The sequence below is a fragment of the Blastochloris tepida genome, from assembly GCF_003966715.1.
In the GTDB taxonomy this organism is placed as follows: Bacteria; Pseudomonadota; Alphaproteobacteria; order Rhizobiales; family Xanthobacteraceae; genus Blastochloris; species Blastochloris tepida.
The window spans coordinates 1,735,470-1,759,073 of record NZ_AP018907.1 but is presented as its reverse complement, the minus strand read 5'-3'; the positions used below and the strand labels follow the sequence as shown (position 1 = coordinate 1,759,073).

General features: G+C 65.2%; 16 protein-coding genes. 10 read left to right on the top strand and 6 right to left on the bottom strand.

Annotated elements, in window-relative coordinates; all coding sequences use genetic code 11:
- Positions 1-4: 4 nt before the first annotated feature.
- Together BLTE_RS08065 and BLTE_RS08060 are read right to left on the bottom strand one after the other, a co-directional pair.
- The gene (locus BLTE_RS08065) at positions 5-928 is read right to left on the bottom strand and encodes an NAD-dependent epimerase/dehydratase family protein (protein WP_126399169.1); all 924 of its coding nucleotides are present in this window, start codon (positions 926-928) and stop codon (positions 5-7) included.
- Positions 910-1,629: a nucleotidyltransferase family protein gene (locus tag BLTE_RS08060; protein ID WP_126399167.1), complete on the bottom strand. Its 720-nt coding sequence runs from the start codon at positions 1,627-1,629 to the stop codon at positions 910-912. The genes BLTE_RS08065 and BLTE_RS08060 overlap by 19 nt, the downstream gene beginning before the upstream one ends.
- 811 nt (positions 1,630-2,440) lie before the next feature.
- On the opposite strand from BLTE_RS08060, the gene BLTE_RS08055 reads away from it, so the two are divergent.
- Both BLTE_RS08055 and BLTE_RS08050 read left to right on the top strand, forming a co-directional pair.
- A complete protein-coding gene (locus BLTE_RS08055; protein ID WP_126399165.1) occupies positions 2,441-2,866 on the top strand; it encodes a hypothetical protein in 426 nt (141 codons plus the stop codon).
- A gap of 14 nt (positions 2,867-2,880) precedes the next feature.
- Complete coding sequence (locus BLTE_RS08050; RefSeq protein ID WP_160140554.1) at positions 2,881-3,774, top strand: glycoside hydrolase family 191 protein; 894 nt, start codon at positions 2,881-2,883, stop codon at positions 3,772-3,774.
- 291 nt (positions 3,775-4,065) lie between these two features.
- Here the strand turns inward: BLTE_RS08050 and BLTE_RS08045 are convergent, their stop codons facing one another.
- Positions 4,066-4,482 (bottom strand): hypothetical protein, encoded by a 417-nt coding sequence (locus BLTE_RS08045; protein ID WP_126399161.1) that lies wholly within the window; start codon positions 4,480-4,482, stop codon positions 4,066-4,068.
- Positions 4,483-4,837: 355 nt separating this feature from the next.
- Between BLTE_RS08045 and tnpA the strand changes: the two genes are divergently transcribed.
- The 5 genes from tnpA (at position 4,838) to BLTE_RS08020 (ending at position 7,769) form a co-directional block, all read left to right on the top strand.
- Positions 4,838-5,188: an IS66-like element accessory protein TnpA gene (gene tnpA, locus BLTE_RS08040; RefSeq protein WP_126397727.1), complete on the top strand. Its 351-nt coding sequence runs from the start codon at positions 4,838-4,840 to the stop codon at positions 5,186-5,188.
- On the top strand, positions 5,185-5,532 hold the full coding sequence (gene tnpB / locus BLTE_RS08035) for an IS66 family insertion sequence element accessory protein TnpB (protein ID WP_126397729.1): 348 nt from the start codon (positions 5,185-5,187) through the stop codon (positions 5,530-5,532). Before tnpA ends, tnpB begins: the two co-directional genes overlap by 4 nt.
- Before the next feature lie 68 nt (positions 5,533-5,600).
- Positions 5,601-7,250 carry an IS66 family transposase gene (gene tnpC, locus BLTE_RS08030; RefSeq protein ID WP_126398497.1) on the top strand — a complete coding sequence of 550 codons (1,650 nt, stop codon included), beginning with the start codon at positions 5,601-5,603 and terminating at the stop codon, positions 7,248-7,250.
- A gap of 2 nt (positions 7,251-7,252) precedes the next feature.
- The gene (locus BLTE_RS08025) at positions 7,253-7,495 is read left to right on the top strand and encodes a hypothetical protein (protein ID WP_126397733.1); all 243 of its coding nucleotides are present in this window, start codon (positions 7,253-7,255) and stop codon (positions 7,493-7,495) included.
- 40 nt (positions 7,496-7,535) lie between these two features.
- On the top strand, positions 7,536-7,769 hold the full coding sequence (locus BLTE_RS08020) for a helix-turn-helix domain-containing protein (RefSeq protein WP_126399159.1): 234 nt from the start codon (positions 7,536-7,538) through the stop codon (positions 7,767-7,769).
- A 127-nt stretch (positions 7,770-7,896) separates the two neighbouring features.
- Here BLTE_RS08020 and BLTE_RS08015 read toward each other — a convergent pair whose 3' ends face one another.
- The 3 genes from BLTE_RS08015 to BLTE_RS08005 all read right to left on the bottom strand — a co-directional run bounded on the left by BLTE_RS08015 (position 7,897) and on the right by BLTE_RS08005 (position 13,490).
- Positions 7,897-9,867 (bottom strand): HlyD family type I secretion periplasmic adaptor subunit, encoded by a 1,971-nt coding sequence (locus BLTE_RS08015; RefSeq protein ID WP_126399157.1) that lies wholly within the window; start codon positions 9,865-9,867, stop codon positions 7,897-7,899.
- Positions 9,868-9,875: 8 nt separating this feature from the next.
- Complete coding sequence (locus tag BLTE_RS08010; RefSeq protein ID WP_126402115.1) at positions 9,876-11,963, bottom strand: type I secretion system permease/ATPase; 2,088 nt, start codon at positions 11,961-11,963, stop codon at positions 9,876-9,878.
- A 183-nt stretch (positions 11,964-12,146) separates the two neighbouring features.
- Complete coding sequence (locus BLTE_RS08005) at positions 12,147-13,490, bottom strand: glycoside hydrolase family 191 protein (protein ID WP_160140553.1); 1,344 nt, start codon at positions 13,488-13,490, stop codon at positions 12,147-12,149.
- A gap of 409 nt (positions 13,491-13,899) precedes the next feature.
- Here BLTE_RS08005 and BLTE_RS08000 point away from each other — a divergent pair, with 409 nt between their 5' ends.
- The 3 genes from BLTE_RS08000 to BLTE_RS07990 all read left to right on the top strand — a co-directional run bounded on the left by BLTE_RS08000 (position 13,900) and on the right by BLTE_RS07990 (position 23,525).
- Entirely contained in the window at positions 13,900-14,268 is a 369-nt protein-coding gene (locus BLTE_RS08000) for a hypothetical protein (RefSeq protein WP_126399153.1), read from the top strand.
- Between the two features lie 668 nt (positions 14,269-14,936).
- Positions 14,937-16,157, top strand: coding sequence for a polysaccharide biosynthesis/export family protein (locus BLTE_RS07995; protein WP_160140552.1), 1,221 nt, complete (start codon positions 14,937-14,939; stop codon positions 16,155-16,157).
- A 252-nt stretch (positions 16,158-16,409) separates the two neighbouring features.
- On the top strand, positions 16,410-23,525 hold the full coding sequence (locus tag BLTE_RS07990) for an Ig-like domain-containing protein (protein ID WP_126399149.1): 7,116 nt from the start codon (positions 16,410-16,412) through the stop codon (positions 23,523-23,525).
- Positions 23,526-23,604: the final 79 nt, after the last annotated feature.

Genomic DNA, 23,604 nt, shown 5'->3' with positions numbered 1-23,604 from the left:
CCGCTTAGTTTGGAGGGCCCGCGCTGTCGGCAGCCGCCTCCCAGATTCGGGCGACGACCCCCGGGAAATCCGTCGGCGGCGGCAGGCAGCCGAACTCCGCAAGCCGCGCCGTACTTCCCACAATGGTCCGAATCTCGCCCGGGCGCACACGCGCAGGATCGACTTCCAACGACACATCGCGGCCGCTGGACGAGATCATGCAGTCTACCAGATCCCGCAGGAGTGGTGCCTGACCGCTGCAGATATTAACAACACCGCATGCATTTTCGGTAAACGCCAGATCAATTAGAACTTTCGCGGCATGTTCGACATCGATCATATCCCGCTGGACGTTAAGATTCCCAACCCGCAGGCAGCATGATCCTCCGGAACTCGCTGCGATCTGGCGGGCGAAACTACCCAACGCGAGATGCGCGGGCATGCCCGCGCCGATGGGGTTGAACACCCGCGCCACGATCACGCGATGCCCGGTCTCTTCGGCGAACCGCAGCACCGCGCAGCTCTGCGCATGCTTGCTGACGCCGTAGTCCGACACGGGCGCGCACGCCAGCGTCTCCTCCACCGGTTCGCCGTCACGGATCGCCGCGCCGTATTCGGCGGCGCTGCCGGCCGAGACCAGCAGCGGCTTCTGCCCGGTGTGGGCGAGCGCTTCGAGAATCGCGCGGGTCGTGCCGACATTCGCGCGGTCGAGTTGCTCGCGCGTTCCGGTCGCCGATCCGGCGAGATGGAAGATCAAGTCCGGCTCTTCGCGTTCGAGGATGTCGCCGAGCGCCCGGGGCGTCCAGGACGCCTCGTCGAGAACGATGTCGGACGGATCGGATGCGGGGGAGCGGCCGATGGCCGCCGCCCTGCATCCGAGCCCTCTCAGAGTGCGGACCAAATGCCGACCGATGAACCCGCGCCCCCCGGTTACAAGGGCGCGCCGCATTCGGGCTGTCCCAGGAAAATGTTGCGGTTCTGCTCGAACATCTGCTGCGCGAGCGCGAAGTCGTCCGGGCGGCCGATGTCGAGCCACACGCAATCGTCGCGGAAGCACACGACGTTGGTGTCGCGGTCCTTCATCTTCACCAGCAGCGTCGGCATGTCGAGATAGTCGACATCGTGCACGAACTCGCGGATCGCCTCGCGGCGGAGCACGTAGATGCCCATGCTGACATAATATTTGGTGACCGGCTTTTCGCGGTAGGCGCGCAGGCGGTTGGCCTGGTCGAACTCGATGAGACCGAAATCGATCTTGTTCTCGCGCTCGTAGATGCCGACCGAGGCGTCGGCGTCGTCGGCGAGATGGGTCTGCGCCATGCGCGACAGGTCCATCGTCGTCAGAAGATCGCCATTGGCCAGGAAGAAGTTCTCGTCGAGCATGTCGAGCATGTTGCCGAGAGCGCCGGCCGTTCCCAATGGCTTGCTTTCATTGGAATAGCGGATGCGCATGTCGAGATTGGACCCGTCGCCGAAATAGGTCTCGATCAGGTGGCCGAGATGATTCACGGCGACGATCACGTCGTTCACGCCGGCCGCCTTCAGGCGCCGCAGCAGCAGTTCGAGAATGGGCATGTCGCCGAGCGGCATCAGCGGCTTCGGAAACACGGCCGAATAGGGGTGCAACCGCGTGCCCTTGCCGCCGGCCATGATCACCGCCTGGCGGACCTTCGCCCCGGATTCCTTGGCGCTGCGGACGGTCGATGTGCCGCATGCTGGCGCAAATTCTTGCGTAGCATCGCCCCGCTCGAGAAGGGTAAATGATCCAAGCCTCGAGGCATGTTCATTCATATCAAGTTCCTCCTGCTTGCGCAGTAATCCGAAAGCTGAACTGGGTCGGAAACGTTTACGGGACCGAGAAATTCGTGCCCGCTTCGGAAAGTCATGTGTTTTTACTGCGATTTTGTACTTATTTTAGAGATCGGAGTAATGACGCGCCAATACAAAAGCCTGACGTGGGTCAGAGAAGCGGCCGCCTGCGCCAATATCCACACTGCAAACCGGACCTATCCAATCCTAACGTTAATGGCGCAGGACAAGGGCAGGCCGAGGCATGGAAGGGCCGGGGTGATTCTGTTGGTCGTTGAAATCATTTGTGAATCGCACGCACAATCACGCTCCGCGACCGGCAGGAAGGCGGCGGAACGGGCTGGTTTCAGGCATCGAAACGCTGAAGGCTAAGTTTCCCGGGCGCGATGAAATGAACCGGCAGAAGGGCCAAAATCTCATCCTTCGCTCGCCCAGAACTCGGTTAACGGGCGCGGATTCTTACCGTGTGTGTTTCCGGGGTCACGATTTGACGGGCTGGATACGGTGGCGACGGGGGCTGGAGGGCGTCGAAGACGAGCGGGCCCGGGGCCGGCTCTGCCTGCCGCGGCGTGGACACGCGCTGAGCGGAAGGCCCGCCGAATAGAGCGCAGGCGCATGTCCCGCTGGCTTCGAGACCGGGCCAAAATCGGTCATGATCGGTTGTTCGGTCGCTTCCCGAATCCGGCCTCCGGACCGGGACGGCTTGCTGCATCAGGATAAATCCGTCGACAGGGCGAGCGGTTTGAGGGCACGCTTCGGCTGCGGGGCGAAGGCCGCGTCTGATACGGTTCTCCCGCTGATCAAGCCTTCGAGCCGTATTCCGATCGCCGAAAAATCCCTTCCAACGCAAGGATTTTTCGGCGAGGACGTTTCCGGTATCCCGAAGGGATCAACCGGAAACCGTCTGAGTTGTGTGCGCGAACGGATTCAAGTCCGGCCAATCAAGCGGAGCTTCATTTTCCATCGGACGAATATTCCATTGTCTGAATATTCCATTGCCGAGACGACTGTTCTCCATGGTGGAATCCCGGCGAGGCTGCCGCTGCCGATCGCGCGGCGATCGCCGCAAACCGGATGAGAGGGTGTGAGACGGTGTCCTCCCTGCTGACCAGACGGACGGTTCTTGGCGGCGGTGCCGGGGTTGCGGTGTCGTCGCTTCTGGCGCGGCGCCCGGCTGCCGCGCGCGCAGCGTTCGATGGCGAATCGCCATTGCGATGGGTGGTGTTCTACGGTCAGACCGCAAACGAGGACGTTCTCGCCGGCTACGACATCGTCATTCTCGACCCGGCCTTCAAAGGCTCGCTGGCGCGCATCGGCATGGGGCGGGCGTCCGTCTGCGGCTATCTCAGCATTGGCGAGGTCCGCACCGGCAGTCCGGCGTTTGCAAGCCTGGATCGCGCCGCGCTGCTTGAGGAGAATCCCGATTGGCCGGGAACGCGGCGGGTCGACGTCCGGCATCCCGCATGGCGCGCCTCGCTTCTCGATGAGCAGATCCCGTCCCTGCTGTCCCTGGGCTTCAAGGGGCTCATGCTGGATACGCTCGACACGCCGCCATATCTCGAGGAAACGAATCCGGACCGCTACAAGGGCATGACGGACGCCGCGGTCGATATCGTGCAGTCGATCCGCAAGCGCTGGCCGGAGATCTCGATCATCGCCAACCGTGGCTACGCCATCCTTCCGCGCTTGGTCGAGAGCATCGACGCCGTCATCGCCGAGAGCCTGCTGACGACGCCCAATTCTGCCGGCACCGGCTTCGTGCTGGCCGACGGGCAGAGTGTCGAGTTCCAGCTGCGATTGCTCGAGCCCGCGCGGACGCGCCACCCGGCCGTGCCCATTCTGACCCTCGACTACTGGGATCTAGCGGACAGGGACGGTGTGTGCAGGATCTATGGCCGGGAGCGCGCGCTGGGCCATCACCCCTATGTGGCGACACGCCTCCTCGATCGGGTCGTGCCCCAGCCTGCGTGTGAAGCCCGCATCTGAAGCCCGCAATCCGAAGCCGAATGTGACGCTCGCCTGCGACGCGGCGGGTCCCTGGTCTGAGAACCGGCCCGGCCATCACGAGCGGTGCATGGCGCGTGGGGCCGGCGGACCCGGTGCAGGTGCCCCACACTATCGAAATGACCGGCACCGCACGGCTGGGACCACAACCGGCCGCTGGCGGAGCCCATTGGGGCCAAAGGCCGCGATGTTAAGCATTAATGTTAAACATAGCAGCGCGAGCGAAATTAATCTCAAATTTTAAGTACAGTGGTTAGGTATCATCAGAGATGTTCAGATGAGGCCCTTTACGGCGCGAGTCGGCGTGCTCATTCTCTGTTTTAGAAAATTTGAAACAATTGCTGGGGCATTGAGATGCGTGCGCACACAACCCACGGAAACAAGCACATCAAGGCAACCAAGACTGGTGCCGCCGTTGGGGAGCGGCGAAATATTCAACCGAAGGGCGATCTGGCAAAACCTGAGGTTGGTCGGCGGGCTGCGCCCCTCAACCTGCTGCACGACGACGAGGCCGTTCAGCTCACGCCGGAAGCCCCACTTCTGGATGCGACGATCGACAAGTATGGTCGCGCGCTGGATCTGCGCAAAAATCAGTCCCTGTCGATCCTTCCCAGCTCGTCCATGAGCACCATCGTCATTCGCAAGGGAATGCTCGCGTTCGGCGCGACGCTCGGCGAGGGGAAGTCGCACATCATCGACTTCCTGCTTCCGAACGACACGTTGGTTATTCCGGGCGCTCAATACTGGCGGGATTTCTTCTTCCGTGCCTCGACACCTGTCCAGCTATTCTACTTCGACAATGACGACAGTACCGAAAGCGAGTTCGTCCGCGACGTGTTTGCGGCCAACCAGCTTTTCGTGAAGCAGCATCTGTACCGGTCGTTCCTGCACCAGCTCATCGTCAGCGTCCTCGACTCGAAGCAGAGGGTGTGTTCCTTCCTGCTTTATCGTATCCCTCCGGCGTGGGCCGCCTTGTGTGGGACCTCGCGCTTCGCGGATGCTGCGCGCATAGGAGCGCTCTTACGAGCGCGCGTAAGAGCGCAGCATGAGCCAGATGACGGTGCTGACGGGGCCGGAGCGGCGCCGGCGGTGGAGCGGCGAGGAACGGCGGGAGATCGTGGCGGCGGCGTTTGCGCCGGAGGCGATCGTGGCGGACGTAGCACGGCGCTACGGGGTATCGACCAGCCTGATCTACAAATGGCGGCACGAGGTTGGCGACGGGACGAGCGGGGTTGGGTTCGCCCGCGCGATCGTCGTGGAGGCCGGTGGGACGGCCGCGGCCACGAGGGAAGACGGCGCCGCGATCGTCGTGGAATTGGCCGGCGGCGTGCGGGTTGAGATCGGCGCGTCTGCGCCGGCGGCGTTGGTGACGGCAACCCTCAAGGCGCTGCGATGATCCCGGTTCCGGCGGGCGTGCGGATCTGGATCGCGACCGGACATACGGACATGCGCAAGGGCATGCAGGGCCTGGCGCTGCTGGTGCAGGAAGGGCTCGGCCGCGACCCGTTCGGCGGCGACGTCTTCGTGTTCCGGGGCCGCGCCGGGACCTTGATCAAGGCGTTGTGGCACGACGGCATCGGCTTGTCGCTCTACGCCAAGCGGCTCGACCGCGGGCGCTTCGTGTGGCCGGCCACGGTCGACGGCGCGGTGGCGCTGACGGCGGCGCAAATGAGTTATCTGCTCGAGGCGATCGACTGGCGCAATCCCCAGCACACATGGCGGCCGCAGAGCGCGGGCTGATCAAATAATTGCGGCGACGCTCCACTTTGCACGTCACACCGCGGCGAAGATGTGATTCCATAGGATGCATGGACGCCGATGGTGATGCTGCCGCCGAACTCGCCGCGCTGAAGGAGGCGTTGGCGGCTGAGCGCGCAAAGACGCTGGAGGTCGCCGCAGACCTTGCGGTGGCGCGCGCCAAGGCCTCGGAAGATCAGGCGCTGATCGCCTATCAGAAGCTGCAGATCGCCAAGCTCGAGCGGCAGATTTACGGCCAGCGGTCGGAACGTGCGGCACGGCTGATCGAGCAGCTGGCGCTGGCGTTCGAGGAGCTCGAAGCGGGCGCGACCGAGGACGAACGCGCGGCCGAACAGGCCGCCGCCCAGACGACGACCGTGCGGGGCTTTACCCGCAAGCGCGCCGAGCGCCAGACCTTCCCCGAGCATCTGCCGCGGGAGCGCGTGGTGATCGATCCCCCGGCGGCCTGCGCGTGCTGTGGCGGCACGCGGCTGCGCAAGATCGGCGAGGACGTGACGCGGACGCTGGAGGTGATCCCGCGCCAGTGGAAGGTGATCGAGACGGTGCGGGAGAGGTTCAGCTGCCGCGACTGCGAGACGGTCTCCCAGGCGCCGGCGCCGTTCCATAGCATCCCGCGGGGCTGGGCCGGTCCCAGCCTGCTGGCCATGATCATGGTCGACAAGTTCGGCCAGCATCAGCCGCTGAACCGGCAGGCCGAGCGTTACGCGCTGGAGGGCGTGCCGATCGCGCTGTCGACGATGGCGGACGCCGTGGGGGCGGTCTGCAGCGAGCTCGCTCCGCTGCTCCGCCGCCTGGAGGCTCATGTGATGGCGGCAGAGCGGCTGCACGCGGATGACACGACCGTGCCGGTGCTGGCCAAGGGCAAGACCGACACCGGGCGCTGCTGGGTCTATGTCCGCGACGACCGGCCCTTCGGCGGCACCGATCCTCCGGCGGCGATGTTCTACTATTCGCGCGACCGCCGGGGCGAGCACCCCCAGGGGCATCTCGCCGGCTACGCGGGCATCCTGCAGGCCGACGCCTATGACGGCTACGCCCCGCTCTACCTGGTCGGACGCGCCCCTGGGCCGATCCGGGAGGCGGCCTGTTGGGCCCACGCGCGGCGGCCGTTCTTCGCCATGGCCGACATCGAGGGGACGGCGCGGCGCCGGGCCGCCGGCAGGACGGACGCCGTGCTCTCGCCGATCGCCATCGAGATGGTGCGCCGGATCGACGAGCTGTTCGAGATCGAGCGGTCGATCACCGGCACCAGCGCGCAGCAGCGCCTCGCCGTTCGCCAGGAGCGAAGCCGCCCCCTGGTCGAGGATCTTCATCGCCACATGCGCGAGGAGCTTGCCAAGCTCGCGCGCGGGCACGACCTCGCCAAGGCGTTCAATTACATCCTGAAGCGCTGGGCGAGCTTCACGCTGTTCCTCGAGGATGGGCGGGTTTGCCTGTCGAACAACGCCGCCGAACGCGGGCTTCGCGGCATCGCTCTTGGTCGCAAGTCGTGGCTGTTCTGCGGGTCCGATCGGGGCGGGCACCGCGCCGCCGCCATGTACAGCCTGATTGTCACGGCCAAGATGAACGGCATCGATCCGCAGGCCTGGCTGGCCGACGTCCTGGCGCGCCTGCCAAGCCACCCGGCGCATAGGCTCGATGACCTCCTGCCCTGGAATTGGGCGCCACGGCCCTCGGCACTCTCCGCTCGGGCGGCGTGAGCATGCACGTCAACAAGGTCTCCCGCGTCACCACGATCGCTCGCGTCGCCGAGGACCTCGGCGAAGACGAAGATTGGCTGCACCAGGTCGCCAACGAAATGGACGTCGAGGACGGCATCATCTGGGTCTACGGCGTCGGCGACGCCGCCGTCAGGGCGTTCACCGACTTCGGAATCGAGACCCTGGTCGAACTCATCAAAATCCACAAAGCAAACCCGGCGCTCCTCGGACCTTCAGAGCCGTAAGCGCCCCACCTGCGGCCCACGCCGGAGGGATACGCTTTATCTGTCGCTGCGCCATGATGAGCGGCAGCCGGTCATCAAGCTTCCCTCGCGGGACGATATTGCGAGCTATCTGGCGATCAATGCCGATACCTTGAGTCGGATCATGGTCCAGCTCGCGACAGCCGGGATCATCGAGCGCGCGGGCCGCAACGACGTCATGATCAAGGACGTTGATGCGCTGATGCAGGCATCGACGATCGCCGGCATCCTGAGGCGCGCCGTCAAGGAGAAATGATACGGTTTCCGGTCTCCAGGGCCGGAGAACCGTAGTCAGATCGCCGAAAATCCCACTTCTGAACGAGGGGTTTTCGGCGAGGCCGTTTCCGGTTGATCCCTTCGGGATACCGGAAACCGTATCACGCTCAGCGCTCGCGCAGGCTTTCCTGCTTGTAGCGAACCAGCGGCGACAGCAGATAGCTGATGATCCGGCGCGAGCCGGTCTTGACCTCGGCGGTGATCGCCATGCCCGGCGACAGGCTGACGCGCTTGTCGCCGAGATCCATCTCGGTCCGGTCGAGCGAGATGTGGGCGGCGTAGGCCAGTTCCTGCCCCTTCGGTTCGCTGCTGGGCTCGCTGCTCGCCGCATCGCGGTCGTGGCCCCGGTCGCGGGTGATGGAGTCCTGGGAGATCGACAGGATCCGGCCGTGCAGCAGCCCGTAGCGGGTGAAGTTGAAGGCGTCGACCTTGATCGCCACCTCCTGGCCGACCTCGACGAAGCCGATATCCCGGTTCGAGATCATGGCCTCGATCTCGAGCCGGCTTTCCGCCGGCACGATCAGCATCAGGGTCTGCGCCGGCGTCACCACGCCGCCGATGGTGTGAACGGCGAGCTGCTGCACCTTGCCGTCGACCGGCGCGGTGAGCTTCTGCAGGCTGGTGCGCTGCTCGGCCTTGATGATGTCCTGCGCGAGCCCTGCGACCCGCTGCTCGGCCCTGGCGAATTCGTCGAACAGGCCGCGCTCGTATTCGGCCACGGCCCGGTTTCGCGTCTCCACCAGCGAGGCGATGGCGGCCTCCGCCTCGCTGTAGCGGCTCTCCTGCACCAGGATCTCCTGGCGCTGGCCGATCAGCTCCTGCATTTCGGAGAGATAGACGATCTTCGAGCCCAGCTCCTTCTGGAACAGGTGTTCGCGGATCTCGACGCGCTGCTGCAGCGGCGTCATGGTCGCCTTGAGCTTGTCGATCGAGGCGCGAATCGTGGCGCGCTCGGCCTCCCGCTGCGCCACCTGCCGGTCGATGGCGGCGATCTTGGCCTTCTGCTCGGTGATCTGGCTGAGCAGGAAGCGGCGCTGCATCTGCACCAGATCGGCTGGCGCATCGGCAGGCGGCGCGAACGCCGCCACCGGGTCGTCGCCGCCGTTCAGCGCCGCGTGGAGGCGCGCAACCTCCAGGCGCGCCGCCAGCAGATCGGCGCGCAGGCGCCCGAGTTCGGCCGCGTTCATCGTCGGGTCGAGCTCGATCAGCACGTCGCCGGCCTTCACCCGCTGGCCGTCGCTGACATGGATCGCCCGCACGATGCCGGTCTCGAACGGCTGGATCGTCTTGGTGCGGCCGCTCGGGATGATCTTGCCCTGGGCCACCGCGACGATATCGACCGTGCCGAGGCTGGACCACGCCAGCGCCGCGACGATGATGGCGATGAGGCTGAAGATGATGCCGCGGCCGATCGGGGAGGGCGGCGTCTCGACGATCTCCAGCGCCGCCGGCAGGAAGGCCAGTTCCTCGGCAGTGCGGCGGGAGGAAGTCCGGGGTTTCGGCGCCACGGCGTTCTGCAGCTTGCGGGCCCGCTCGGCGAAATCGATGATCACGCCGCTTGCGGCCGTCGCGCCGCGCTGCGCCGCCTCGCGCGCCGCCATGGGATTGGCGAGGCGGCGGATACGGCCGGCGAGGGTTTGGACGAGGCGCGCCGGCGCGGCAATGGCGGCACTGGCCCAGCGTCGCAGCCGGGCGTCGGCGGCGCTGCGCGGTGTGATCAGCACGATCTGCCCGCTCCAGGCCGCCTCGAATTCGTCCCGCGTCATCATCGCCGGCCGCGTGGCGGTCGGCGCCACCACGATCGCCCGGTCGTCCGCCACCCGGCCGACCAGCAGGAAGCTGCCGTCCGTGAGTGCGGCGATGGCGGGGAGCGGCGCGCCCTGAAGCTGCTTCCAGCCCATATTGGCGGCGCGGGCTTTGAGGCCGTGCGCGCGGGCGAAGCGCAGCATGGCCGGCACATCCACCGCGCCCGCCGACGGTGCCAGCATGTCGAAATCGGCGGGGATGTTGCGCAGGCGAAACAGCATGCCGAGAACGAGCAGTCCCGGATCATTGGCGGCGTGCGGTTTGGTCTTCATGTCGCGCCTCAGATCACCTCGTGCAGCCCGGCCTGCAGCCGGTACAGCGTCGCATAGCGCCCGCCGGCCTTGAGCATCAGCTCGTGGTGCGTGCCGTCCTCGATCAGCCGTCCGCGCTCGATGGTGATGATGCGGTCGGCCTGCCGCAGCGCCGACAGCCGGTGGGCGATGATGAACACCGTCCGCCCTTCGGCGATCTGCGCCATGTTCTGCTGGATGATGCTCTCGCTCTCATAATCCAGCGCGCTGGTCGCTTCATCGAAGATCAGGATGCGCGGATCGGTGATCAGCGCGCGGGCGATGGCGATTCGCTGGCGCTGACCGCCGGACAGGCTGCTGCCGCGCTCGCCGACGATGGTGTCGTAGCCCTGCGGAAGCTGCATGATGAACTCGTGCGCGCCCGCCAGCGTCGCGGCGGCGATGACGCGCCCGGTCGGCAGCGCCGGATCGGCCAGCGCGATGTTGTCGCGCACCGTGCGGTTGAACAGGATATTGTCCTGCAGCACCACGCCGATCTGGCGCCGCAGCCAGGCCGGATCGACCTGCGCCACGTCGATTCCATCGACCAGCACCCGGCCTGATTCGGGCACGTAGAGCCGCTGGACGAGCTTGGCGAGCGTGCTTTTTCCCGAGCCCGAGCGGCCGACCACGCCGATCACCTGGCCGGCGGGAACGTGCAGATTGATGTCGTGCAGGATCTCCGGTCCGTCGATGCGATAACGGAAGGTGACGTGCTCGAAGCTGACATCGCCGCGAATCATCGGCAGCGTCATCCGCCCGGGGCTGTAGAGCGGCTCGGGCGCGGTGTTGAGGATGTCGCCGAGACGGGCGATGGACAGCCGCGCCTGATGGAAGTCCTGCCAGATTTGCGCGAGCCGCAACACCGGCGCGCTGACCCGCCCGGCCAGCAGGTTGAACGCCACCAGCTCGCCGACCGTGAGCCGGCCCTCGATGACGAGCTGCGCGCCGAGATAGAGCAGGGCGGCGGTGACCAGCTTGCTGACAAGCTGGACGCTCTCGCTGGCGGTGTTGCCGAGGCTCAGCACCTTGAAGCTCGCGCTCACATAGGCGGCAAGCTGCTCCTCCCAGCGCTGCTGCATCTGCGGCTCGACCGCCATCGCCTTGAGCGTCTCGACCCCGGTGACGCTCTCGACCAGGAACGCCTGGTTCTCGGCGCCGCGGGCGAACTTCTCGTCGAGACGCTTCTGGAACAGCGGCGTCGCCGCCGCCGAGATGCCGACATAGATGGGAAGCGACGCCAGCACGACCATGGTCAGCAGCGGCGAATAGAAGAACATCACCGCGATGAACACGAAGGTGAAGAACAGGTCGATGACCAGCGTCAGCCCGGAACTGGTGAGAAAGTTCCGGATGTTCTCCAATTCGCGGACGCGCGCCACCGAATCGCCGACGCGCCGCGCCTGGAAATAGGCGATGGGCAGCGCCAGCAGATGCCGGAACAGCCGCGCCCCGAGTTCGACGTCGATCCGGTTGGTGGTGTGCGCGAACAGATAGGTGCGCAGGATGCCGAGCACCGTCTCGAACACGGCGATGGCCACGAGCCCCATCACCAGCACGTCGAGCGTGCGCATGCTCTGGTGCACCAGAACCTTGTCGATCACCACCTGGAAGAACAGCGGCGAGACCAGCGCCAGGAGTTGGAGGAAGAACGAGGCGACCAGCACCTCGCCCAGCAGGAACCGGTACTTGTGGATTGCGCCGAAGAACCAGGTGATGTCGAAGCGGCGGGTCAGGTCGGTGAGCGAGCTGCGCTTCGTCATCAGCACGAGCTGGCCGCTCCAGACCCGCTCCAATTCCTCGCGCGTCATCATCGCCGGCCGGGCGCGATCCGGCGCCTGCACCAGGATCTCGCTCTCGCCCACCTTGCCGAGCAGCAGGAAGCTGCCGTCATTGAGCGTGGCGACGGCCGGCAGCGGCGTCTTCGCCAGACGGCTCCAATTGCTGCGGACCGCCCGTGCCTTCAGCCCGAACTGCTGGGCGCCGCGAATCATCTCGGCGACGCCGATCGGCCGGGCGCCGAACTGATGGCGGACCTGCTCGGGATCGACCCCGAACCCGTGGAACCCCAGCATCATGACCAGCGCGATCAGCCCGGGATCGTGGGGGATCCCGGGTTCGGACGAGCAGGCCACCTCGTTGCTGTCAGTCACTGCGGCGTGCCTCGTCCTCCGGGTTCGGCAGGCGACGGTGCGGCCCGCAAGGCCGCACCGTCTCGATCCAGGCCGGCGATCGCCGCGGCGGGCGATGCCTCCGGTGCGTCACCTGTGCTGCGACTGGGTAATCTGGATCAGGCTCTCCGAGGCCCGGTCCTGCGACGCGGTCCGGCTCTGGAAGGCGCCAGCCGTGTCGAAGCTCGACGCCGCGTACTGGTTCAGCAAAGCGAGGCGCGAGCGGCCGGTGCCGGCGCTGGCCGCCGACGTGGTGTCCGATGACGTCGTGTCGGACGAATAGCCCAGCGTGGTGGGGGTGCCGAGCAGGCGGCTGCTGGTGCCGGAGGACGTGGTGGTGCGGGTACTGTCGCCGGACGAAGTGACGGACGGGCTGCTGCGCGACGACCCGAGAGAGGTTCGCCGCGTCGAGGAGCCGCCGCCGGACGACGACGTGCCGGAGTCGGTGTCGGTGGCCGATGAGCCGTTGCGGCGGCCGAAGCTCGTGGAGCCCGAGCCGGAATTCCGCCGGGTGCCGGAGCCGTTGGTGCCGGTACCGGTGCCCGAGCCGGCATCGGTGGAGCCGCTGTCCGAGCCCGAGTCGGTGGAGCCGGGGTTCGTGGTCACGGTGCCGCCGGTGCCCGTGCCGGTCGAGCTGCCGGTGCTGCCGCCCGACGTGGTGACGGGGTTGTCGGCCAGATTGATGCCGTCGAGCTCCAGCTCGGCGACGTAGCTTCCGATTCCGGCCTTGGCCGCCTTGGCGTGAACGTCGGCGACCTTGGTCGCGTTGCCGGCCACATATTCGATGGCGACCACCGGCTTTCCGGCATTGGTCGCGTATTTCAGCAGATCGAGCGAGTACTGGGTATCAGCGGCCGCAATCTTGTTGCTGCCGTCGAAGTCGTAGAACAGGTTTTCTTTGAACAAGCCGTCGACGGCCTTGACGTAGCTCGCGTCCGTCAGCAGACCCTCGCCGCCATTGACCCAGACCTTGAAGTCGGGATCCAGGCTCTTGGCGTAAGCTGACAGCTCCTTGACGAGAGACTTCATCGCGCCGGCGGCATCGCCGCCCGGGGCATTCTTCTTCGCCCAGGCCATCTCGTATTCGTCGATGACGTCGAAATAGACGCCGTCATAGCCAGCCTGGACCATCCGGGCGATTTCCGCCTTGGCGACCGACTTCCACTCCGTCGACCAATAGGCGACTTGGTAATTGCCAGCCCAATCGGGATCGACCGGACCCAATACGGACTTGGGCAGGGATTTGAAGTAGCTGCGATAATTTTCCGCCTCTCCGAGACAGAAATATCCAAGAACGTCACCGGCGCCGGCCGTCATCTTGGCGACGTCTGCTTTGGAAAAAGCAGTCCCATTGTCGTTGTATGTTTCAACGACTTTTACATCAAACGGCGCAGATGCCACCTCGGACGGTACGACACCTTGCAGAACGTACATGCCTGTCACTGCCATAACGGAGGCTCCCTCAAACAATGGCACTCAAGCGTCGCCGACACCTAGGGCAAAATTATCTTCGTATAATGTCAAAAGTATGCCTATGAATGTCGAAAATAATAAAACCGCCAAGTGCCGCATCAATAAACAATGTAGCGGTATACGGTTGTTAACTGTGTTAACCATAATGTATTTCGAAATAGCTTGAAAAATGAGTTTGGTGATCGTGCGAGTCGCTATTTGATCGTCTGCCTCTGCGGTCGCTCGAAGTCGTGATGATATTTCAGAGTCATGAGCGAGTCGCTATCGGATCCAGCAAGAGAACTGGCAGTCAACAGGGATCTCGCATGTGCGTGAGTCCTTGACATCGCAGGGTATCGTTGAGAAATGCGGACGCGGATGCTTACGCACGGTGAGCGAGATCCTGGCAGAAATGCTGGCAAGACGCAGCAGGCCGCCGATCGACATGACCGACGGCCTCCACGCCGCGCGGACTGCGCGACAAATCGTTCATTCATCTTTGTGTCGACGCTGTTCGCCGACAGAACCGCGAAACCCGAATCTCGAGGCGAAGCCCCCGAAACTGAAATCCGCCAAGCCGCGCCGGGTGGATGGCGTCCCTGGGGACGGGGATTCCCAAGACGGCAACTCCGTCGACCGCCACTCCCAGACCGGCCCGGTGCCGGCGGACTGGCAGGCGACGTTGCAACGCGCGTTTGCAACGGAAGCTTGTCCACAACAAAAGCGGCCGGATCGCGTCATGCCGTCAGTTGCCGCCTGACGGCAATTTTGCCCTCCATTGACGCCTCGCAGCGTCCGCTCGCACGCCCAGGCCGACTGCGGGTCGCCGACACCACGCCGCGCAGCCGACAGTCTCCTCTCGGGGCGCCGCTCCGGCGGGCCGAAGCTCTCACGCGCACCCTGCGCGGGCCGACTTTCCTGCATGGAATCTACGTCTGTGACGATAGGTAACTCAAGTATCCATAGTCTGATCCAGGTCAGACTTCGCGGAATTAACGTTGATTGCGATCGGTCCCATCTGAAGGGCAAGTCTGATTTGGGTCAGACATTAGGAATAGCCCGGTCATAGTCGCTTTGATACAATCATTTCTTGTAGAACATTGTAAGTTAACGAAAAATTAACCACCACAACACAGCGCAATCAAGACATATCTGACGAAAGCAAGTGAGGCGCCTTTGGGTGAAGGCGTGTGGGTTGGTTGCGGCGTCTGAAGAAGAGGAGCGGGAATAATGCTCGATTTTTATCCGCGCAGCCTATCGGGCCGGGGAGCGCTCGTTGGGAGCGCTGCGGCACTTGCAATCTTCGCGGTCATCGTCGGCGTTGGCGAGAGCGGAAAGGCACAGGAGTACAGTGCCGGCACGGACGATCGACCGACCTCGTCGATTCCCGCCTCCCGCTCGGACGCTGAGTCTCTCGGCGGTTCGACCGTGGCGATCGGCGACCGACTCAAGATCTCGTTCTTCGAGACGATGGACGTTCCCGCGAACGGCGCGTCGGATGCCGGCGCGCGGTCGGCGCTGCGCACATTCTATCAGCGCATGGATTTCTCCGGCGAGTATGCGGTCGAGGTGGACGGCTCGATCTCGTTTCCGCGGCTCGGGCGATTCGTCGTGCAGGACCGCCGGCTCGACGAGGTGCAGCGCGATCTGGTGAAGGCGTTCTCCAAGGCGATGGGCCGCGGCGCCGATGTCAACATCACCATCGTCGACCGGGCGCCGGTCTATGTGGTGGGACCGCTCCGCAAGCCCGGCGCCTACAAGCACACGCCCGGAATGACGGCGCTTCAGGCGATCGCGCTTGCCGGTGGCCTCGACAGGCTGGGTTTCATGGGCGCGGACAAGGGCGACCGCGTCCAGGAGTTCGAGAAGCTTCGCCGGGCGGCGGACCAGTTGAAGCGGCTTCTTGCGCGCCAGGCCGTGCTGGAATCGGAACGCGATGGCGGCGTGCCGCGTCCGCCCGCACAGCTTCTGTCGCTGGTCGGCGAGAATGATGCGCGGCTCGCACTGTCGGCGGAGATGGCGGCGAGCCAGCTCGACCGCGTCAAGCATCAGCAGCGCGTGGACGAGGCGACGGCGGCCATCAAGTCGGCGCAGAACGAGATCGAGGCGCTCGAGCGCAAGTCGGCGCAGATCGAGAAGCAGAAGGAGCTTCGGCTCGAGCGGATCGACACCATCATGAAGCTCAAGGAGCGGGCGATGGTGTCGAGCAACACGCTCGTGACGCTGCGCACCGAACTGTCGGACATCGAGGTCCGCTGGCAGGACCACCTGCTTGCGGTGCTGCACGCCAAGAGTCGCCTGGAGCAGGCCGAGCGCGCCAAGGCCGGTCTCGCGGCCGAGCGGACGGCGATTCTCACCAAGTCGATCGCCGAAGTGAAGCAGTCCATCGGCGACGTGCAGATCTCGGTGATGGCTTCCGCCGACATGCTTCCGGGCGTGCTCGACAAGGCCAAGCGGCTGGTAGCCATGACGTTCGGAAGCAAGCCGCCGAGCCACTCGATCGTCCGGCAGACGAAGGACGGCCCGAAGGTCGTGTCCGCCACCGACACGACGGTGCTGATGCCGGGCGACGTGCTGAAGGTCGGCGAAGACGAGGACGCGATCCTGCCCGAACAGCCGGTCGCGAATCTTTTGAAGCAAGGTTTCTAGCGCTTTCCCCCTTTTCAGGTCGGATGGGGACGCAGTCCCCATCCGAGGCCTGTCGCCGCCTGTCCACCGTCGGCGAGCGGGTCACGAAGGGCGCTTCGCCCTCACGGCCGGATATTGCCCGAAGCCAGCCGTGCCCGAGATGCACAGACCACGCCGCAGCGCCGCTCGGGCCGGCCAGTTTGAGACCGTGGTGGACATTCATTCCCGGAATGATCGCGAAACGATCACGTCGTTAATCTCGGAGGTTGAGTTATGTCCGGCACGGTCGGAAGCGTCACGCTTGATGGGGCTCTCTCGGATTGGACTGCGAGTGATCGGATCGATACCGGCAACGCGAATCCGGACTACGAGGTCTACGGCAAGGTCGCAGGCGACAGCTACGTGTTCGCGATCAAGGCCCCGAGCAGCACCACGATCGGAAATGGTACCACGACGTGGCTCAACACCGATCAGGACGCAGCCACCGGCTACCAGATCTGGAACTGGGCCGGCGGCGTCGAGTACAAGGTGGAATTCAGCGACAGCACGCTGACGCTCTATTCGGTCGACGCTTCCGGCACGGCCTCCGCCATCCAGGTTCTCGACTACGGGCTGAGCGCGGACGGCACCACCATCGAGTTCGCCGTTCCCAAGACTGCAATCGACAGCCCCGCCGGCCTCAGGGCGCTGATCGACGTCAACGACGTGACCTTCCTGCCGGGAAACTATGCGACCTCCTATTCGGTAACCGACACCAGCACCCTGCCGGTGCGCACCGACACCACCACCAAGATCGCGATCGTCTATTCGGAAACGACTGCCGCCAACTATTTCGGGCTGGGTGGTGACGCTGCTGTGACGGCCTACACTCAGCTGTTCCTGGCGGCGCAGAACCAGGCGGCGATGGCCGGGGTTCCGTTCGATGTGATCACCGAGTCCGACCTCAAGGATCTGTCGAAGCTGGTCAACTACGACGCCATCGTGTTCCCGTCATTCGAGAACGTGAAGGAAGCGGACGTCGCGGCAATCACCGAAACGCTGACGCTGCTGGCTGAGAATTACGACGTCAGCCTGATCACCGCCGGCAACTTCATGACTAATGACGCGACTGGCGCCGCGCTGTCTGACGCCTATGCGCGCATGGCGCAGTTCTTCGATCTCGCGCCGCAGGACGGCGGCTTCCTGGGCGCGACGCAGGTGACGGTCAATTCGTCCGGCACGGGCTTCGATGGCGTCGGCGGCTACACGGCCGGTGAAACCATCAACACCTATGCCAACAGCGGCGGTGTCGGTTGGCAGGCCTTCACCGACGCCACGCCGGACACCGCGTCGATTTCCGTGATCGCCACCCAGACGGTGAGCGGCACGGGCGCCGGGACCTATGACGCCATCGTCACCAGCAACGCCAATGGCGATCGTAACGTCCACTTCTCGACCACGGCGCTGCTCGGCGACAACAACCAGCTGTCGCAGGCGATCCAGTATGCGGTCGGTGGGTCGAGCGGCCCCACCGTCGGGCTGCAGCTCACCCGCCAGGACTCGATCTTCGCCTCGCGGACCGACATGGACCAGTCGCAGTTCGCGAATGAGGTGAACCCGACCGACGGCAGCGCCGGCATTTACGACCTTCTGCTTCCGATCGTCACGGCGTGGAAGGCCGAATACAATTTCGTCAGCTCATACTACATCAACATCGGCGACAATCAGGGGGAGAGCGGATACACGAATTGGGCCGTGTCGCTGCCCTACTATGAGCAGCTTCTGGCGCTGGGCGGCGAGATCGGCAGCCACTCGCTCACCCATCTCTTGAATCTCGATCCCGCCGAGGACACCCGGATCCTGACCACCGGCACGGGGCCGGGCAGCTTCGAGTATGAGTTCGGCCAGTCGCGCGATGCCATCCTGCAGCACCTGACGGCGCTCACCAGCATCGGCGCGGCGGTTCCGGGCGCGACCGAATACGCCAGCACCGCCGAGCAGATCCTGCAGTACTACAGCTATCTGTCGGGCGGCTATTCGAGCTACGGCGCCGGCTATCCCGGCGCGTTCGGCTATCTGTCGCCCGCCGACGCCGCGACAGGCAAGGTCTATCTCGCCCCGAACATGAAGTTCGACTTTACGCTCGTCGGATATCAACACTACACGCCCGAAGCCGCGCTCGCCGAGTGGATCAGCGAGTTCAACAGCCTGACCAGCCACGCCGAGGCGGCGGTCATCGTCTGGCCCTGGCACGATTACGGTCCGACGAACTGGCAGGGCGGCGGCTACACCGAGGCGATGTTCACCGATTTCATCGCCTACGTGTACAATTCCGGCGCGGAATTCGTGACGCTCGCGGATCTGGCGAACCGCATCGCGACGTTCGAGAAGTCGAGCATCAGCTACTCGGTGTCGGGCGATACGATCACCGCGACGGTGACCTCCGCCGACGCTGGCAAGTTCGCGCTGGACCTCGACAATCTCAGCGGCAAGGTGATCGCCAGCGTCGCCGGCTGGTACGCCTACGACGACGACAGCGTGTTCACGCCGACGCTCGGCGGCGCCACGGCCACCTACACCATCAATCTCGGCACCACCGCTGCCGACGTGACCCACATCACCGCGCTGCCGATGCGCGCGGATCTGGTCTCTGTCAGCGGCGACGGCGTCAACCTGTCCTTCTCGCTGGTCGGCGAGGGCAAGCTGACGGTCGATCTCGGCGGCACGGCGGGCCGGACGCTGAGCGTCAGCGGCGCGACGGTGGTGAGCCAGACGGGCGACATCCTGGTGCTGGATGTCGGCGGCAGCGGCACGCATACGGTGAACATCATCCAGGACGCCGCGCCCACCATCACCTCGCTCGGCGGCGGCGACACCGCCACGGCCAGCGTGGCCGAGAACGGCAAAGTCGTTGCGGCGCTCACCGCGACCGACCCGGACCTGGGACTGGCGCTGAACCCGCAGACGCTGACCTTCTCGATCGTCGGCGGCGAGGATGCGGCGCTGTTCGAGATCGTCGAGGGCAATCTGGTGTTCAAGGCGGCGCCCGACTACGAGGCGCTGCCGGCGGATGCCGGCGCGACGCAGGGCTATCAGGTCACGGTCCAGGTGTCGGATGGCAAGGGCTTCGTCGACACGCAGACCATCACGGTGAACGTGACCGACGTCAATGACGTCGCGCCGACCATCACCACGGCGGCGACACAGTCTGTGGCCGAGAACACGACCTTCGTCGCGGCGCTGACATCGACCGATATCGACACGGTCGGCACCAGCCCGGCGACCTTCTCGATCACCGGCGGCGCCGACGCCGCCGTGTTCAGCATCGTCGACGGCAATCTGGTGTTCAATTCGGCGCCGGATTACGAGACCGGCCCGCACAGCTATGAGGTGCAGGTCACGGCGAGCGACGGCACGAACGCCACCGTCCAGACGATCAGCGTCGCCGTGACCGACGTCAACGAACCGCCGACCGTCACCATGGTGGAAGCGCAGTCGGTGGCCGAGAACACCAGCGTCGTCGCGGCGCTCACCGCCACCGATCCCGACCAGGGGCAGACGCTGAGCTTCTCGATCGCCGGTGGCGAGGACGCCGACCTGTTCGAGATCGTCGGTGGCAATCTGGTGTTCAAGACGGCGCCGAACTTCGAGGCGCTGCCGGCGGCCGGCGCGACGCAGGGCTATCAGGTCACGGTCCAGGTGTCGGACGGCAAGGGCGGAACCGACACGCGCACCATCACGGTGGACGTGACCGACGTCAACGAAGCGCCGACCGTCACCATGGCGGAAACGCAGTCGGTGGCCGAGAACACGAGCGTCGTCGCGGCGCTCACCGCCACCGATCCCGACCAGGGGCAGACGCTGAGCTTCTCGATCGCCGGTGGCGAGGATGCGGCGCTGTTCGACATCGTCGACGGCAATCTGGTGTTCAAGTCGGCGCCCGACTACGAGGGGCTGCCGGCGGCCGGCTCCACCGCCGGCTATCAGGTCACCGTCCAGGCGTCCGATGGCCTGGGGGGCACCGACACGCAGGACATCACGGTCAATGTGACCGACCTCAACGACGTGGCGCCGACCATCACCACGGCGGCGGCGCAGGCGACGGCTGAGAACACCACCTTCGTCGCGGCGCTGACCTCGACCGATCCCGACACCGTCGGCATCAAACCGGCGACCTTCACCATCACCGGCGGCGCCGATGCCGATCTGTTCAAGATCGTCGGTGGCAATCTCGTGTTCAAGGCGGCGCCGAATTACGAGACCGATCCGCACAGCTATGAGGTGCAGGTCACGGCGAGCGACGGCGCGAACACCACCGCCCAGACGATCACCGTCACGCTCACCGACGTCAATGAGCTGCCGGCCATCACCACGGCGGCGGCGCAGTCGGTGACCGAGAATACGAAGATCATCACGGCGCTCACCGCCACCGATCCCGACCAGGGGCAGACGCTCTCCTTCGCGATCACCGGCGGCGAGGATGCGGCGCTGTTCGAGATCGTCGACGGCAATCTGGTGTTCAAGTCGGCGCCGGACTTCGAGACGCTGCCGGCGGCAGGCCCGACGCCAGGCTATCAGGTGACTGTGGAGGTGTCCGACGGCCAGGGCGGCACCGACACGCGCACCATCTCGGTGGACGTGACCGACCTCAACGATGTGGTGCCGGTCATCACCACGGCGGAAACGCAGTCGGTGGCCGAGTCCCGGACGTTCGTCGCGGCGCTGGCCTCGACCGATCCCGACACCGTGGGCACCAACCCGGCGATCTTCACCGTCACCGGCGGCGCCGATGCGGACCTGTTCGAGATCGTCGGCGGCAATCTGGTGTTCAAGACGGCGCCGGACTTCGAGACCGATCCGCACAGCTATGTGGTCGAGGTCACGGCGGACGATGGCGTGAACGCGATCGCCAAGACCATCAACGTCGTGCTCACCGACATCAACGACAACGCGCCGATCATCGGCCCGAACGATCCGTCCGGCGACCTCGCGGTCAACGTGGCGGAGAATTCGACCGTCGTGGCGACGCTGATGGCAACAGACGCCGACACGGTCGACGACACGCCGGCAACCTTCTCGATCAGCGGCGGCGCCGATGCGGACCTGTTCGAGATCGTCGACGGCAGTCTGGTGTTCAAGCAGGCGCCGGACTACGAGACCCCCGCCGACGCCGACCATGACAACGTCTATGTCGTCGAGGTGTCCGCCTCGGATGGCGTCAATTCCAGTGTCCGGACGCTCGCGGTTTCGGTGACGAACATCGTCGGCGTGACGATCAACGGAACGTCGGCGGCCAACGTCATCAATGGCAAGACCCCGGTCGCCGGCCAGCCGATGCCGACCGACGAGGAAGACGAAATCAATGGCGGCAGCGGCAACGACACCATCTTCGGCCTCGGCGGCAACGACATCCTGAATGGCGGCACGGGCGCCGACACGATGACCGGCGGCACCGGCAACGACACCTATGTGGTCGACAATGCCAAGGACGTGGTCGATGAGACGGACGGTGACGGAACCGATCTCGTGCTCTCGTCGGTGACGTTCAGCCTGTCGGATGCTCTTCGTGCCAAGGGCGACATCGAGAATCTGACGCTGACCGGCAAGGGTAAGATCAACGGCACGGGCAACACCCTGGCCAACATCATCATCGGCAATGTCAGCAACAACGTGCTGGCCGGCCTTGGCGGCGCCGACCACATGGACGGCGGCCTCGGCACCGACACCGCGAGCTATGCGGCGTCAGGCGCGGGCGTCAATGTCAGCCTGATGACTGGGGCAGCCAGCGGCGGCGATGCCGAGGGCGATACCCTTGTCAGCATCGAATACCTCACCGGTTCGGCGTTCAACGACACGCTGGAGGGCGATGGCGGCACCAACTACCTGGTGGGTGGCCTCGGCATCGACACCGTCTCCTACGCGAATGCCACGGCCGGCGTGACGGTGAGCCTTGCGTCGACAAAATGGCAGAACACGATCGGCGCCGGCCGCGACCTGCTCTCCGGCTTCGAGAATCTCACCGGTTCTGCATTCGATGACAAGCTGACGGGTAGCAAGGCTGCCAACGTTCTGGTCGGCGGCGCCGGCAACGACGTCCTCAATGGCTGGGTTGGAGCCGACACGATGATCGGCGGCGCCGGCAACGACACCTACGTGGTCGACAATGCCGGGGATGTGGTCGATGAGTCCGGCGGCGACGGCATCGATCTGGTGCAGTCGTCGGTGACCTTCAGCCTGTCGGATGGCGTCCATGCCATCGGCGACATCGAGAACCTGACGCTGACCGGCAAGGCGAAGATCGACGGCACGGGCAACGCTCTGGCCAACGTCATCATCGGCAATGCCGGCGCCAACGTGCTGACCGGCCTGGGCGGCGACGACACGCTCAATGGTGGGGCGGGGGCCGACACGATGATCGGCGGCACCGGCAACGACACCTATGTGGTCGACAATGCCAAGGACGTGGTCGACGAGACCGGAGGCGACGGCATCGATCTCGTGCAGTCGTCGGTGACGTTCAGCCTGTCGGATGCTCTTCGTGCCAAGGGCGATATCGAGAACCTGACGCTGACCGGCAAGGCGAGCATCAATGGCACGGGCAATGCGCTCGACAACCAGATCACCGGCAACATCGGCAACAACGTGCTGGCCGGTCTTGGCGGCGCCGACCATCTGGATGGCGGCCTTGGCATCGACACCGCGAGCTATGCGGCCTCAAGCGCGGGCGTCACTGTCAGCCTGATGACGGGGCAGGGCAGCGGCGGCGATGCCGAGGGCGACACCCTCGTCAACATCGAATACCTCACCGGTTCGGCGTTCAACGACACGCTGGAAGGCGATGGCGGCACCAACTACCTGGTGGGCGGCCTCGGCATCGACACCGTCTCCTACGCGAATGCCACGGCCGGCGTCACGGTGAATCTCGCCTCGACGAAATGGCAGAACACGGGGGGCGCCGGCCGCGACCTGCTCTCCGGCTTCGAGAACGTGATTGGGTCGGACTATGCCGACACGCTCATCGGAACGAAGGGCGACAACGTGATCGCAGGCGGCGGCGGTGACGACAGGCTGACCGGCGGGGCAGGGGCCGATACGTTCGTGTTCGACTTCCCCTCGGACGGCGTCGACACCATCACCGACTTCGTCTCGGGCACCGATCGCCTGCAGTTCTCCGCGGACGGGTTCGGCGGTGGCCTCACTCCCGGCGAAACCGTGGCGCTGGTGACCGCGGCCAACATCGCTTCGGCGATGAATGCGGACGGTGGCGGCTACTTCATCTTCGCCAACGCCGGCGCCGACGCCGGGACTCTCTATTGGGATGAGAATGGTGGGGAGGGCAGCGACGCGGTGGCGATCGCCAAGATCTCGCCGACCGGCGTGCTCGTGCCGTCGGACTTCCACATCGTGTGACCGCGCCGCAGGCGGACGGCGCCGAGGTGTCGCAGGGCAGGGTGACGCCGTCACCCGCCCTGCAGCCCTCCGCTCTAAG